This window comes from Psychrobacter sp. S4(2024), assembly GCF_036861305.1.
Lineage (GTDB): Bacteria > Pseudomonadota > Gammaproteobacteria > Pseudomonadales > Moraxellaceae > Psychrobacter > Psychrobacter cryohalolentis.
The window spans coordinates 582125-595615 of the sequence record NZ_JAZAQR010000003.1 but is presented as its reverse complement, the minus strand read 5'-3'; the positions used below and the strand labels follow the sequence as shown (position 1 = coordinate 595615).

Annotated in this window: 14 protein-coding genes; 12 read left to right on the top strand and 2 right to left on the bottom strand. The window is 44.0% G+C overall.

The window, feature by feature from the left end; all coding sequences use genetic code 11:
• Positions 1-113: 113 nt before the first annotated feature.
• Positions 114-566, bottom strand: coding sequence for a DoxX family protein (locus tag VLA57_RS10380; RefSeq protein WP_133104320.1), 453 nt, complete (start codon positions 564-566; stop codon positions 114-116).
• A 173-nt stretch (positions 567-739) separates the two neighbouring features.
• On the opposite strand from VLA57_RS10380, the gene VLA57_RS10375 reads away from it, so the two are divergent.
• Positions 740-1651 carry a LysR family transcriptional regulator gene (locus VLA57_RS10375; protein ID WP_133104319.1) on the top strand — a complete coding sequence of 304 codons (912 nt, stop codon included), beginning with the start codon at positions 740-742 and terminating at the stop codon, positions 1649-1651.
• A gap of 96 nt (positions 1652-1747) precedes the next feature.
• On the opposite strand, the gene VLA57_RS10370 is transcribed toward VLA57_RS10375, so the two are convergent.
• Entirely contained in the window at positions 1748-2665 is a 918-nt protein-coding gene (locus tag VLA57_RS10370) for a LysR family transcriptional regulator (RefSeq protein WP_133104318.1), read from the bottom strand.
• Between the two features lie 186 nt (positions 2666-2851).
• On the opposite strand from VLA57_RS10370, the gene VLA57_RS10365 reads away from it, so the two are divergent.
• The 11 genes from VLA57_RS10365 (at position 2852) to pcaF (ending at position 13462) form a co-directional block, all read left to right on the top strand.
• Positions 2852-4024: a muconate/chloromuconate family cycloisomerase gene (locus tag VLA57_RS10365; RefSeq protein WP_133104317.1), complete on the top strand. Its 1173-nt coding sequence runs from the start codon at positions 2852-2854 to the stop codon at positions 4022-4024.
• 42 nt (positions 4025-4066) lie between these two features.
• Positions 4067-4357 carry a muconolactone Delta-isomerase gene (catC, locus tag VLA57_RS10360; RefSeq protein ID WP_011513602.1) on the top strand — a complete coding sequence of 97 codons (291 nt, stop codon included), beginning with the start codon at positions 4067-4069 and terminating at the stop codon, positions 4355-4357.
• A gap of 99 nt (positions 4358-4456) precedes the next feature.
• Complete coding sequence (gene catA / locus VLA57_RS10355) at positions 4457-5380, top strand: catechol 1,2-dioxygenase (protein WP_133104316.1); 924 nt, start codon at positions 4457-4459, stop codon at positions 5378-5380.
• Between the two features lie 128 nt (positions 5381-5508).
• Positions 5509-6894 carry a benzoate 1,2-dioxygenase large subunit gene (gene benA / locus VLA57_RS10350; protein ID WP_133104315.1) on the top strand — a complete coding sequence of 462 codons (1386 nt, stop codon included), beginning with the start codon at positions 5509-5511 and terminating at the stop codon, positions 6892-6894.
• Positions 6895-6956: 62 nt separating this feature from the next.
• Positions 6957-7454: a benzoate 1,2-dioxygenase small subunit gene (gene benB / locus VLA57_RS10345; RefSeq protein ID WP_020443471.1), complete on the top strand. Its 498-nt coding sequence runs from the start codon at positions 6957-6959 to the stop codon at positions 7452-7454.
• Positions 7455-7519: 65 nt separating this feature from the next.
• Positions 7520-8536 (top strand): benzoate 1,2-dioxygenase electron transfer component BenC, encoded by a 1017-nt coding sequence (gene benC, locus VLA57_RS10340; RefSeq protein WP_333954876.1) that lies wholly within the window; start codon positions 7520-7522, stop codon positions 8534-8536.
• A 59-nt stretch (positions 8537-8595) separates the two neighbouring features.
• The gene (locus VLA57_RS10335) at positions 8596-9375 is read left to right on the top strand and encodes a 1,6-dihydroxycyclohexa-2,4-diene-1-carboxylate dehydrogenase (RefSeq protein WP_133104313.1); all 780 of its coding nucleotides are present in this window, start codon (positions 8596-8598) and stop codon (positions 9373-9375) included.
• A 75-nt stretch (positions 9376-9450) separates the two neighbouring features.
• Positions 9451-10680, top strand: a complete 1230-nt coding sequence (benE, locus tag VLA57_RS10330; protein WP_133104312.1) for a benzoate/H(+) symporter BenE — start codon at positions 9451-9453, stop codon at positions 10678-10680.
• A gap of 111 nt (positions 10681-10791) precedes the next feature.
• Positions 10792-11514, top strand: coding sequence for a 3-oxoacid CoA-transferase subunit A (locus VLA57_RS10325; RefSeq protein ID WP_133104311.1), 723 nt, complete (start codon positions 10792-10794; stop codon positions 11512-11514).
• Between the two features lie 26 nt (positions 11515-11540).
• Positions 11541-12206, top strand: a complete 666-nt coding sequence (locus VLA57_RS10320) for a 3-oxoacid CoA-transferase subunit B (RefSeq protein WP_133104310.1) — start codon at positions 11541-11543, stop codon at positions 12204-12206.
• A 17-nt stretch (positions 12207-12223) separates the two neighbouring features.
• Positions 12224-13462 carry a 3-oxoadipyl-CoA thiolase gene (gene pcaF, locus VLA57_RS10315; protein WP_133104309.1) on the top strand — a complete coding sequence of 413 codons (1239 nt, stop codon included), beginning with the start codon at positions 12224-12226 and terminating at the stop codon, positions 13460-13462.
• The last annotated feature ends 29 nt before the right edge of the window (positions 13463-13491 follow it).

Genomic DNA, 13491 nt, shown 5'->3' with positions numbered 1-13491 from the left:
AAGTCACAAGCCAGCGAACATTGCCTTCTTTATCTTATATATGTTGCCAGTTTTTAGTCCAATTGCCATTATTTAAGATGGACACTTACTATTAGCGAGTAAATGTGGATTTATTAAACATTATCTAGTTTTTCTGATAAAGCATTATCCATACTGAGATAACCGCCACCTTGTATTGCCAAAGCAATCGAAGCGACCATCAAGGTCAAGGCATATTCGTAGCCACCATCAGCGACAAACAGCCCATTATTTATATGAACAGAAAAAATAGCAACGAGCATAGTGAATGCAGCGACTAATGCAGCGGGTCGTGTCAATAATCCTAATACTAAGGCAAGACCACCAAAGAACTCAGCACCCCCTGCCAATATTGCCATTAGAAAACCAGGTTCCATACCCATACTGCTTAACCACCCAGCCGTGCCAGCCAGCCCATTGCCACCAAACCAGCCAAATAACTTTTGAGCACCATGCGCTGCCAAAATCAAACCTACGGGTACACGAAGGATTAAAGCGGCAGCGCCCGCTTTAGATAGCAAAATTCTATTCATTACTGACATTTTCATTGTTATTACTCCATTAGGTTTATTTTAGGAAGGGTATTTAATTCCTGGAATAACCATACTTTACTATCAACACAGTAAAAGAGTAAGATAGATAATATTGAATAATTAACAACATATCATTGATAATTGTTTTGGCGTTGAATTTTGATGATTAAATAGAAATAGGGCAAAATATGGATAGAATCGATGCAATGCGCGCCTTTGTGGCAGTGGTGACCGAAGGCAGCTTTAGTAATGCGGCAAATACCTTGCAGCTGTCACCGCAGTTGGTGAGCAAATATGTCTCTAAGTTGGAGGAGCAGCTAAATAGTCGCCTGCTTAATCGCACCACTCGTAAAGTCAGCCTTACCGAAGCTGGCAGTCATTACTTCGGACATGCACAACAGATTTTACTTAGCATTGATGATATGGAATCAAAATTAGGTGGTTTACAACAGAATCCCAAAGGCGTCTTAAGAATCAGTGCACCAGTATCGTTCGCCTTAAAACATATGGCTAAGTTAATCACTGACTTTCAGATCCATTATCCATTGGTCAAAGTCGACCTACAATTGACTGATCGCAAAGTCGATATTGTCGAGGAGGGTTTCGATGTGGCCTTGCGTATCGGGCAGCTAAAAAGCTCGTCATTGATTGCTAAGAAGGTCGCACCCATTCGCGTGGTTTTATGCGCTGCGCCTGAGTACCTAAAAAAGTATGGCACGCCTACTCAACCTGAAGACTTAGAGCGTCATCGATATTTGCATTACAGCTATATGAATATGGATGGTAAGGACGATATCTACCAATTATTAAAAGCAAAATACCTCAAGCAAGGTAGCGAGCTTCGTAGTAATAATGGCGATGTATTGGTGGACGCGGCTATTGCAGGCGCAGGAATAGTATTACAGCCGACTTTTATTATCAGCGAAGCGCTTAGTAGTAGCAAACTAGTCGTAGTGTTACCAGAACTTGAGCCTGAGGCTTTAGGCTTATATGCAGTGTATGCCCATAGAAAATTGCTACCACATAAAGTGAGATGTTTCATTGATTTTATGGAAGGATATTATGGCACGCCACCGTACTGGGACGAGTCCATACCTTAGCTTTTATTGAGCTTAACGGTAATGACTCGTTTATTGAACTAGCACTCGTAAATTCTCACGCATAGGTTTATATTCTATATTAACACTATGATGTATTCATATTTTCTCACGCTTATAATCAAACCCTTCTTCATCATAAATCTGATAAGTCACGTCTAACAATGTTTTTAACAATTCTGATTTGTCAAAATGTCTGACACTCATCACAATCGGTGAGGTTAAATGACCATCCTCAAATGGAATATAAGTCACTTCTTGACTACGCAGATGCTCAAGCGTCTTTGGCACAATAGTCAGGCCTTCACCTGCTGCTACTAACCCTAACGCAACATGTAACTCACGTACTTCAGTCAGATAATTGGCTTTTAAGTTACGAGCTTCAAACAATTCCAACACATAATCAATAAAGCTGGGACGCGGCGCTGTTGGATATAACAATAGATTTTCATTGGTTAAATCCATTAGATTGATGCTAGTACGATTCTCCTTTACGAGCACATGACTGACAGGAACTGCAACAACCAAACTCTCCTCTCTAAGGACCATTCTTCTGATAGAGGCATCTTCAAATAGTAGCCTGCCAAATCCTACGTCTATTTTACCATCTACCAATCCTTGCGTTTGCTGCCAAGAGTTTAACTCATATAACTTAATTTCTATATTTGGATAGACCTCTCTGAAGCGCGCAATCACTTTTGGCAATATGCCATATAATATCGACGATACAAAACCTATAGAGAGTGAGTTGTCAAAATTACCCTTACGAAAAGTCATAGCACGAAGATCATCTGATTTTTTTATTATCTGAAGAGCATGATCATAAAAGAATTCGCCAGCTTCAGTAAGCTTTAGAGGGCGATTGTCTCTATCAATCAGCGTGACGCCTATCTCTTCCTCCAATTGTTTTATCTGACGACTCAGTGGTGGTTGCGAAATAAACAAACGCTCTGCTGCCTTATTAAAACTTTTTTCCTCTGCCACTGCTACAAAGTAGCGTAAATGTCTCAATTCCATTGAATGTTTTCCTTGAGTGATCTATAAGCTTATCGATACCTAAAGAACATAACATGGTGCGGGTTAGTTATCAAAATACCTAAAAGGTATTAATAACAGACTAAATAGGTCTTAGACATGTCGTTATCTAGCAATTATAGTTCTTATTAAGCATAAGGAAGTAAGACTGATAAATTAAGGACAGATATGATTCGCTCAATTAACACCTTGCTAGTACCGATACCGACTATTCGAGAGCACAAGCTCGCTTGCACGGTCATGAGAGAGCAAGTACTAGTCTTAGTGCATATTCAAACAGAAGATGGCTATGAAGGTTGGGGCGAAGCGACCACCATTGGCGGTCTAAGCTACGCAGAAGAAAGCCCCCATAGCATCAAGACTAATATCGATACCTACTTTACGCCTCTTTTATTAAAAGAACAGCCTACTAGCACAGCAAAAGCCATGCAGCTGCTAAGTCTTCATATCAATGGCAACCGCTTTGCAAAGTGCGCGATCGAAACCGCCCTACTCGATATTGAAGGCAAACGCTTAAACCTACCAGTAAGTGAGCTGATTGGTGGTCGTGTTCGTGACCGTATCGAAGTGGCATGGACGCTTGCTAGCGGCAATACAGCGACCGATATCGCAGAAGCTAAGCGCATGATTGAGCAAAAGCGCCATCGCATTTTTAAATTAAAAATCGGTAGCAATCCGATTATTGATGATGTTGCCCACGTATTGGCTATCAAAAAAGCGCTGCCTGATTGCCGCATTACGGTTGATGTCAACCAAGCATGGACAGAGCTTGAGGCAATGCAAGGTATTAGCCTATTGCAAGCTGGCGGCGTTGAGTTAATAGAACAACCTGTCTCAATGCGCAATAAAGCCGCACTAAAACGCTTAACAGAACATTTTGATGTGGCCATTATGGCGGATGAAATTGTCCAAGATCCTCAGAATGCTTTTACCTTAGCAGCAGATCATTGTGCTGACGTCTTTGCCGTAAAAATAAATCAAGCAGGCGGATTAAAAGCAGCATGCTTAATCGGACAAATGGCACATCTAGCAGGTATCGAGCTCTATGGTGGCACTATGCTTGAAGGTCCTATCGGTACGGCCGCATCCGCCCATGTATTCTCAACCTATCCCAATTTAAATTTCGATACAGAACTTTTTGGTCCTTTACTATTAACCGAAGACGTTTTAGTACAGCCTCTTGATTATCAAAATTTTGGCTTAAATGTACCTACAGGTGCAGGTCTTGGTATCGAAGTAGATAGCGATAAGGTCTATCACTATGCCAGACAAGCAATCAATAATTCACTTAAATCATCGAAGCCGCAATTTGCCACTAATGCTCAAACTGAAATGCTGTAACAGCTAACAAAGTTACCTATCATTAAATATAAGGAAATAATTATGTTATATCACGTCAGAATGGATGTCTTAATCCCAACAGATATGGACGCCGATAAGGTCAACGAGCTTAAAGCCACCGAAAAAGCATTATCACAAAAGCTCCAAGAGCAAGGTAAATGGCGTCATATTTGGCGCATAGCCGGTCAGTACTCTAACTTCAGTATCTTTGATGTTGAGAGTAATGAAGAGCTACACGACATTATGATGTCATTACCGCTCTATCCGTACATGAAGGTTGAAGTGACACCATTGTTACGTCATCCATCATCTGTTCGTAGTGATGACAGCTAAAGCAAGCCAGTACAGCTGATATCAGAATCTATAAAAACTGAGTAAGAATACTCACTGTAATTACCCCTTAATAAAACAGTCCTCAACAAGGAGAGAGACATGGAACGCAGCCAAATTGAAGCATTAGCCACTCAGTTCATCAAAGGCAAAATCGACTTCCCTGAGCAAGTCAATCCACGCGTACAAGAGATTGTCTTGCGTATCGTGACCGACGTTATGCAAACCATTAACGACTTAAAAATCACTGCAGATGAATATTGGTCTGGCGTTGAGTTTATCGGTGATTTGGGCAAAGAAGCTGGTTTATTATCACCAGGCTTGGGTTTCGATCACTTCATGGATTTAATGATTGAAGAGGATTTAAAAGCAGCCGGTCTTGACGGTGGTACTGTACGTACTATCGAGGGGCCACTCTATGTCGCTGGTGCGCCAGAAGCAAAAGGCTTTGCGCGTCTAGACGATGGTACAGACCTTGATAATGGTACCGTGCTGTTTATGCAAGGCACTGTTTATGATAACGATGGCAAGCCACTACCAAATGCTAAAGTTGAAGTCTGGCATGCCAACAGCTTAGGCAACTACTCTTTCTTTGATGAGTCACAGTCAGAATTTAACCTACGTCGCAGCATCATTACCGATGAAAACGGAAATTATGCATTCCGCAGCATCGTGCCGCTAGGTTACTCAGTACCACCAGAAGGAATGACGCAAAAAGTATTGGGCGCGCTAGGACGTCACGGTCATCGCCCAGCTCACATTCATTTCTTTGCCAGTGCTGACGGTCATCGCAAACTGACCACGCAGATTAACATCGATGGTGATGAGTACCTATGGGATGACTTTGCTTTTGCAAGCCGCGAAGGTTTGGTACCAGAGGTAACGATGGTCGAAGACGCGGACAAGCTAAAAGAAAAAGCGCTTGATAAGCCTTACGCCAGTATCGACTTTGACTTTCATTTAGTAAAAGACATTGACCCAGCGGTGCAAGGCAGTGAAGTAGAACGCCGCCGTGCCCAAGGTTAATTTACATTTATATGAAATAGCACTCATTAATCATTACTAGCGACTTGCGTTTGATACGTCATCAACTGACGTATCAAACCATAATGACTACTCTTATTTATCTCCGTTATTATCCAAGGAAGGCAGCCATGAGCGAACGTATTAATCTAGTACCTGAAAAATCAGACATCTCTATCGATGGTTTTTTAGAGGAAAACAGTGAAAAGGGGATTTATCGCCTGCATCGTAGCGCCTTCACCAACGAAGAGTTGTTCGAGCTTGAGATGAAGTACATCTTTGAAAACAATTGGGTGTATTTGGCTCATGAGTCTCAAGTTCCTGATAACAACGACTACTACACCTCATACATTGGTCGTCAGCCTGTTATTCTTGCCCGCAATAAAGAAGGCGAGCTGCATTGCATGATTAACTCATGCTCACATCGTGGTGCACAGCTCTGCCGACATAAAAAAGGCAATAAAGCCACTTACACCTGCCCATTTCATGGTTGGACCTTTAACAACTCAGGTAAGCTGCTTAAAGTTAAAGACCCAAGACATGCAGGCTATCCAGAATGCTTCAATAAAGAAGGCTCACACGACCTAAAACAAGTGAAGATGGCAAATTATAAAGGCTTTATCTTTGCCAGCTTAAATGATGATGTTCAGTCACTCGAAGACTGGCTTGGCGGCTCTACCAAAATTCTTGACATGATTGTCAATCAGTCGCCAGAAGGTCTAGAAGTGCTACGCGGCACCTCAACCTATACCTTTGATGGTAACTGGAAACTGCAAGCTGAAAACGGTGCCGACGGCTATCACGTATCAGCCGTCCATTGGAACTACGCTGCGACAACTGCGCGCCGTAAAGAAGCTGAAGCTGTCAAAGAAGACAATATCAAAGCCATGAACGCTGGCAAATGGGGTCGACAAGGCGGTGGGTTTTATTCTTTTGAAAACGGTCACATGCTGTTATGGACACAGTGGGAAAACCCACAAGACCGTCCAAACTACGCTTATCGCGATGAGTATGTCGCCAGCTACGGTGAAGCCATGGCGGACTGGATGATTGAACGCTCACGTAACTTATGCCTATATCCAAACGTCTACATCATGGATCAGTTCAGCTCACAAATTCGCATGCTCCGCCCTATCGCGGTTGACAAAACTGAAGTCAGTATCTGGTGTATCGCACCAAAAGGCGAAAGCGATGAGGCACGTGCACGCCGTATTCGTCAGTATGAAGATTTCTTTAACGTTACTGGTATGGCAACACCTGATGACTTAGAAGAGTTCCGCTCGTGTCAAGAAGGTTATAACGGTATTAAGCTTGAATGGAATGATATGTGCCGAGGCTCTGAGCATTGGATTCAAGGTGCAGATGAAGGCGCGGCCGCTATTGACCTCAAACCTTTAATGAGTGGTGTTAAGACTGAAGATGAAGGGCTATATACCGTCCAACATCGCTACTGGCATGAAGAAATGAAAAAAGCTCTAGAGCAAGAGCAGCAGCTACACGGTGCTAATAGTGACTAATACATTTTTATTATTACTCTGCTATTTATTGTAGAACTGACAAAAAAATAAGGATATCAATCATGAAAAATGCAACTGTTAACATTGAAGACATTAGACAGTTTCTATACCGTGAAGCGCGTTTATTAGACGAGAAAAAATGGGAAGAATGGCTCACTTATTACGATGAAGACTGCCCTTTCTGGATGCCAAGTTGGGATGATGATGGTCAGCTCATCAGCGACCCACAACGAGAAATCTCGCTGATTTATTATCCGGACCGCCGTGGTCTTGAAGATCGCATCTTCCGCATCGAGACTGAGCGCTCATCAGCGACCATTCCTGATACGCGTACCACGCACAATTTATCGAATATTGAACTACTCGAAGACAATGACGGTATTGTGACGGTGCGTTTCAACTGGATCAACAAGTCCTTTCGTTATCACGAGACCAACACCTATTGGGGTTACTCTCAGTACAAAATAGACATGACTCAAGACCAACCAAAAATTTTGGATAAGTATGTGGTCTTAAAAGATGACTATGTGCATCAAATCATGGACGTCTATCACGTCTAATCATTATTCACTTATTATTTAGCCACTAGCTTTTAATTAATACGTGTTGAAAAGGGATATTTCTCATGGAATATAATATTGCTCTACAGTTCGAAGACGGCGTCACAGGCTTCATCAAATGTGAAGCCGACGAAACGGTCGCTGAAGCCGCTTATCGTCAAAAATTTAATATCCCTGTGGATTGCCTTGATGGTGCTTGCGGTACTTGCCGTTGCCATTGTGAATCTGGCAGCTACGACATGCACCCTGATATGTATATCGAAGATGCCCTTACTGAAGCTGAAGCTGCTGAAGGGTATGTACTCACCTGTCAGATGATTCCAGAAAGCGACTGCGTGATCAAAGTACCAACCTCCTCTGAAGCCTGCAAAGTCGGCAAGTCTGTATTCAAAGGCAAACTACAACAGTTGAATGTACTGTCAGAATCTACCATTCACTTTGGCGTCGAAGTCGACAATCCAGATGCGCTAGTATTTTTGCCAGGCCAGTATGTTAATGTCAGTATTCCTGATTCTAACGAGACACGCTCCTATTCATTTAGCTCTATACCTAGTGCCAATCAGGCCGAATTTGTCGTCCGCAATATTCCTAACGGCAAAATGAGCACCTTTTTATCTGATACTGCGACTATAGGTCAAGAGATTAATTTTGAGGGTCCATTTGGTAGCTTTTACCTGCGCCCTCTAATCCGCCCGACCCTATTTCTAGCAGGTGGTACTGGTATCGCACCTTTTTTATCGATGCTAAAAAGCTTAGAAGTGTCTGGTGCTCATCATCCTGTCAGGATGGTCTACGGCGTCACCAACGACTTTGATCTGATAGAAGTTGAGAAACTAGAAGAAGTCAAACAAAACCACCCTTGGTTTGACTACCGCACCTGTGTCGCCGCTGAAGACAGTAGTCATGAGCGTAAAGGCTATGTTACCAGTCATGTTGATAATGAGTGGCTGAACGATGGTGGCGTCGATGTCTACTTGTGTGGTCCGTTAGGGATGGTGGATGCGGTGAGTAATTGGTTAGACAGCAGTAATCTAAAACCGAGTAATTTTTACTATGAAAAATTCACGCCCAGTGAACAATAACGTAGCCTAGCCGTATTACTCTACTAGCAAAGCATGAGCAAGATTTTTAGGAGACCGTCATGAGTAAAAGATTTGATAATAAAGTATGTATCGTTACTGGTGCCGCCCAAGGCATCGGACGCGGAGTCGCTTTACGTTTGGCAAGTGAAGGCGGAAAAATCGTCATGGCAGACTTTTCTCCATTAGTAGAAGAGGTGCTGGCGGAAATCATCGCTAATGGTGGAGAGGCAATTACCATTCAAGCTGACCTTGAAACCCATCAAGGTGCTAAAGAGGCTATTGATAAGGCACTTGATAGCTATGGGCGCATCGACATATTGATCAACAATGTCGGCGGCGCAATATGGATGAAACCTTTTACCAGCTTCTCTGAAGCAGAAATCCAAAAGGAAATCAGCCGCTCATTATTTCCAACATTATGGTGTTGTCATGCTGTTTTACCAACCATGGTCAAACAGCAATCAGGCACTATTGTTAATGTGTCCTCTATCGCTACTCGCGGTATCAACCGCATACCCTATTCGACAGCGAAAGGCGGCGTGAACGCCATGACCGCATCGCTCGCTTTTGAGTATGCAAACGATGGCATCCGTGTGAATGCAGTAGCAACTGGCGGTACTGAAGCGCCGCCCAGAAAGATTCCACGTAACGCCAAACCGTTAACTGATGATGAAAAATCATGGATGAATGCGGTGGTTGATCAGACCATTGATCGCACCTTTATGAAACGCTACGGCACGATTGATGAGCAAGTCAATGCCATCTTGTTTTTAGCATCCGATGAGTCTTCTTATATTACTGGAAGTACCATTCCTGTGGGCGGTGGCGACGAAGGCTAATAATAAATCTGCCAATCAGTAGCATGCATCTTAATTTGCAACCCCGTAACGAATGCTAATTTGCAAGGAAGCAATATGGCCTCTGTAATCCAAACCTTAAAAAGCGACTGGTCGCTCTCCGCATCGGTTGCAGGGTTCTTAGCGGTTCTTATTTCTTATGCGGGGCCTTTAATTATTTTTTTTCAGGCCGCACAAGCCGCACAAGTATCAGATGCCATGATGGCGTCTTGGATTTGGGGTATCTCCATCGGTGCTGCCATTCCTGGTATATATTTATCCATTAAATATAAAACACCGGTTATTACAGCATGGTCCGCGCCTGGTACCGCTCTACTGGTTACCCTATTTCCACAGATGAGTATTAATGAAGCCGTTGCTGGTTATATCATCTCGGCGATTGTCATATTTATTGTTGGAGCGACAGGTTACTTCGACAAAATATTAAAATGGATTCCTAATGGTATCGCCGCTGGTATGATGGCAGGCATCCTATTTCAGTTCGGCTTAGAATTATTTGTCGCAACTGATACCATGCCATTTATCGTCTTTAGTATGCTCGGTTGCTATTTATTAGCCAAACGCTTTTCGCCGCGCTATACGATGATCTGGGTACTACTGTGCGGTGTTATCTTAAGCGTCTTACTTGGCAAAATGAACCCTGTCCATTTCGATTTAGCCATTACCATACCCACTTTTATTGCACCTGAATGGTCGTGGAACTCAACGTTTAACCTTGCTATACCACTCATCCTTGTGAGCTTAACAGGTCAATTCTTACCCGGTATGGCTATATTAAATCTAAGTGGATATGACACGCCAGCCAAGCCTATTGTGAGTGTCGCAAGCCTTGCTTCATTAGCCGTCGCCTGTGTTGGCGGCATCACTATTGTGCTTGCAGCGATCACTGCCGCCCTATGTACTGGCAAAGATGCGCATGAACTTAAGGAAAAGCGCTATATCGCAGGCGTCGCCAATGGCATTTTCTATTTATTTGGCGGTTTATTTGCTGGCAGTATCGTGATGGTATTTAGCTTGCTTCCAAAAGAGCTTGTCGCGGCACTGGCCGGCCTTGCATTAATCGGTGCCATTTCTGCCAATATCACCATTGCTATGAAAAATGATGAGCAAAGAGATGCGGCGTTAATTACCTTTTTAGCGACAGCATCGGGTATGAGCTTTTTGGGATTAAGCTCTGTGTTTTGGGGCATTCTTATCGGCATGATTGCTCACTATATTCTGATCAAAAAACCTCTACTACCAACATCATCTATCTCATTGACGACCTCTAATAATGAAGCCAATTAAGAGTAACTCTCTTACAAAAAATTTAAGTAGTGTCAGAGTAATGACTCAATCTATATACCGCTTATTAATTTTAAAAACACTACCTCATATGGATTTTTATAGGATATTAATATGATTAACAAAGCAGATAAAAATATCACTGACGTACTTAGTCAAATCAAAGATGGCGCTACCATTATGATTGGCGGCTTTGGCACAGCGGGTCAGCCTGCTGAACTGATTGATGGCCTGATTAACTTGGGCATAAAGGATTTGGTCATCATTAATAACAATGCAGGAAATGGCGATTATGGTCTTGCCAAGCTCTTAAAAACAGGTGCTGTGCGTAAGATAATTTGCTCTTTCCCGCGTCAATCGGATTCTTGGGTATTTGATGAGCTTTATCATGCTGGCAAGATTGAGCTGGAGCTAGTACCACAGGGTAATCTGGCTTGCCGCATTCAAGCAGCTGGTATGGGGCTCGGTGCGGTATATACACCCACAGGCTTTGGTACTTTACTCGCAGAAGGCAAAGAGACTCGAGAAATCGATGGTAAAGACTATGTTCTTGAATATCCGATCAAGGCTGATTTTGCTTTAATCAAAGCGGATAAAGGCGACCGCTGGGGCAATTTAGTGTACCGCAAGTCAGCTCGTAACTTTGGTCCTATCATGGCAATGGCAGCTGACGTGACTATCGCCCAAGTCTCCGAAACGGTGGAGCTTGGCGCGCTTGATCCTGAACACATTATTACACCGGGTATTTTTGTGCAGCATGTGGTGCAAATCCAGCCTGCTAGCACTGAATCTGCTAGCGCTGAACTTTCTAGCACAGCTACTACAGCCACCGCTTAATACTGCCAATTATAAGGAGCGTCATCATGAACCATACTTCCTACACCGTTTTGACCCGCGATCAAATCGCCGAGCGTGCTGCACAAGATATTCCAGATGGTGCCTATGTCAATTTAGGCATCGGACTACCAACTAAAATTGCGCAGTACCTACCGGATGATAAAGATGTATTTTTGCATTCAGAAAACGGCTTACTAGCTTTTGGACCACCACCTGCTAAAGGCGAAGAGGATCCCGAGCTGATTAATGCCGGAAAAGAGTACGTCACCATGCTCGATGGCGGTAGCTTCTTTCATCATGGCGACTCCTTTGCCATGATGCGTGGTGGTCATATCGATATTTGCGTATTGGGTGCGTTTCAAGTGGCTGCCAATGGCGACTTAGCCAACTGGAGCACGGGTGCGCCAGATGCAATACCTGCGGTTGGCGGCGCTATGGACTTAGCCGTCGGTGCCAAAAAAGTCTTTGTGATGACCAATCACACCACCAAGACGGGCGACCCTAAAATCGTTAGCAAGCTTACCTACCCCGTGACTGGCAAAAACTGTGTTGATCGCATTTATACTGACTTATGTGTCATTGATGTCACTGATAAAGGTTTAGCCGTCACTGAAATAGTCGATGGCTTAAGCTTTGCGGACTTACAAGCATTGACGGGTGCGACGCTAATTGATGCTACAAATTCAAAATAATAAAAAGGACAAGGATGATGACTGATTCAATCACTGGTTTAAATAATGCTTATATTATCGATGCCATTCGCACCCCTTTTGGACGCTACGGCGGCGGTCTAGCACCAGTACGTGCCGATGACTTAGGTGCTATACCTATCAAGGCGCTAATCGAACGTAATGCCAATGTCGATTGGGTACAAGTAGATGACGTCATCTACGGCTGTGCTAATCAGAGCGGTGAAGACAACCGCAACGTCGGCCGTATGTCGTCGCTACTCGCAGGTGTGCCTTATCAAGTGCCTGCCACTACGGTGAATCGCTTATGCGGCTCGTCAATGGATGCGTTAGCGATAGCGGCACGTGCGATTAAAGCGGGTGAAGCGCATCTAATTATTGCAGGTGGCGTTGAGAGTATGAGCCGTGCGCCCTTGGTAATGGGCAAGTCAGATCAGGCGTTTGGTCGCAGTCAAAAGCTCGAAGATACCACGATGGGCTGGCGTTTTATCAATCCAAAGCTTGATGAGCTATATGGTACGGAGACCATGCCGCAAACTGCTGAAAACGTCGCAGAGCAGTTCAATGTCAATCGCGCTGACCAAGATGCATTTGCATTACGTAGTCAACAACGTACCGCAGCGGCGCAAGAGGCAGGGTTTTTCAAAGATGAGATTACTCCTGTCAGCATCCCGCAGCGTAAAGGTGATCCTGTTATAGTCGATAGTGATGAGCATCCTCGTGCTGATACCACGCTTGAGAAGTTGACCAAGCTGCGCCCTATCGTCACCGCAGATGGTACCGTGACGGCTGGCAACGCGTCAGGTATCAATGATGGCGCAGCGGCTTTTTTAGTCGCGTCAGAGCAAGCCGTTAAAGAGTTTAATCTAAAGCCGCGTGCGCGTATTGTGGCCTCAACTACGGTAGGCGTTGAACCACGTATTATGGGCTTTGCCCCAGCACCGGCGATGAAAAAGCTAGTGGCGCAAACTGGACTGTCACTTGATGAGATGGATGTCATTGAATTAAACGAGGCCTTTGCCGCTCAAGCTCTCGCCTGTACACGTGACTTAGGATTAGCTGACGATAGCGCGCGCGTCAATCCGAATGGCGGTGCGATTGCTCTTGGTCACCCACTTGGCGCCTCAGGAGCACGTTTGGTTTTAACAGCACTCAATCAACTTGAGAAAACTGATAAGCGTTATGCCATATGCTCGATGTGTATTGGTGTTGGACAAGGTATTGCGATGATTATTGAGCGGGTTAATGACCAAGCGTAATACTCATCCCTACATATGCCTTCAACATT

What these genes read in the sequence shown, in the direction of transcription:
- VLA57_RS10380 (WP_133104320.1), bottom strand. Translation starts at nt 566, where the DNA reads ATGAAAATGTCAGTAATGAATAGAATTTTGCTATCTAAAGCGGGCGCT.
- VLA57_RS10375 (WP_133104319.1), top strand. Translation starts at nt 740, where the DNA reads ATGGATAGAATCGATGCAATGCGCGCCTTTGTGGCAGTGGTGACCGAA.
- VLA57_RS10370 (WP_133104318.1), bottom strand. Translation starts at nt 2,665, where the DNA reads ATGGAATTGAGACATTTACGCTACTTTGTAGCAGTGGCAGAGGAAAAA.
- VLA57_RS10365 (WP_133104317.1), top strand. Translation starts at nt 2,852, where the DNA reads ATGATTCGCTCAATTAACACCTTGCTAGTACCGATACCGACTATTCGA.
- catC (WP_011513602.1), top strand. Translation starts at nt 4,067, where the DNA reads ATGTTATATCACGTCAGAATGGATGTCTTAATCCCAACAGATATGGAC.
- catA (WP_133104316.1), top strand. Translation starts at nt 4,457, where the DNA reads ATGGAACGCAGCCAAATTGAAGCATTAGCCACTCAGTTCATCAAAGGC.
- benA (WP_133104315.1), top strand. Translation starts at nt 5,509, where the DNA reads ATGAGCGAACGTATTAATCTAGTACCTGAAAAATCAGACATCTCTATC.
- benB (WP_020443471.1), top strand. Translation starts at nt 6,957, where the DNA reads ATGAAAAATGCAACTGTTAACATTGAAGACATTAGACAGTTTCTATAC.
- benC (WP_333954876.1), top strand. Translation starts at nt 7,520, where the DNA reads ATGGAATATAATATTGCTCTACAGTTCGAAGACGGCGTCACAGGCTTC.
- VLA57_RS10335 (WP_133104313.1), top strand. Translation starts at nt 8,596, where the DNA reads ATGAGTAAAAGATTTGATAATAAAGTATGTATCGTTACTGGTGCCGCC.
- benE (WP_133104312.1), top strand. Translation starts at nt 9,451, where the DNA reads ATGGCCTCTGTAATCCAAACCTTAAAAAGCGACTGGTCGCTCTCCGCA.
- VLA57_RS10325 (WP_133104311.1), top strand. Translation starts at nt 10,792, where the DNA reads ATGATTAACAAAGCAGATAAAAATATCACTGACGTACTTAGTCAAATC.
- VLA57_RS10320 (WP_133104310.1), top strand. Translation starts at nt 11,541, where the DNA reads ATGAACCATACTTCCTACACCGTTTTGACCCGCGATCAAATCGCCGAG.
- pcaF (WP_133104309.1), top strand. Translation starts at nt 12,224, where the DNA reads ATGACTGATTCAATCACTGGTTTAAATAATGCTTATATTATCGATGCC.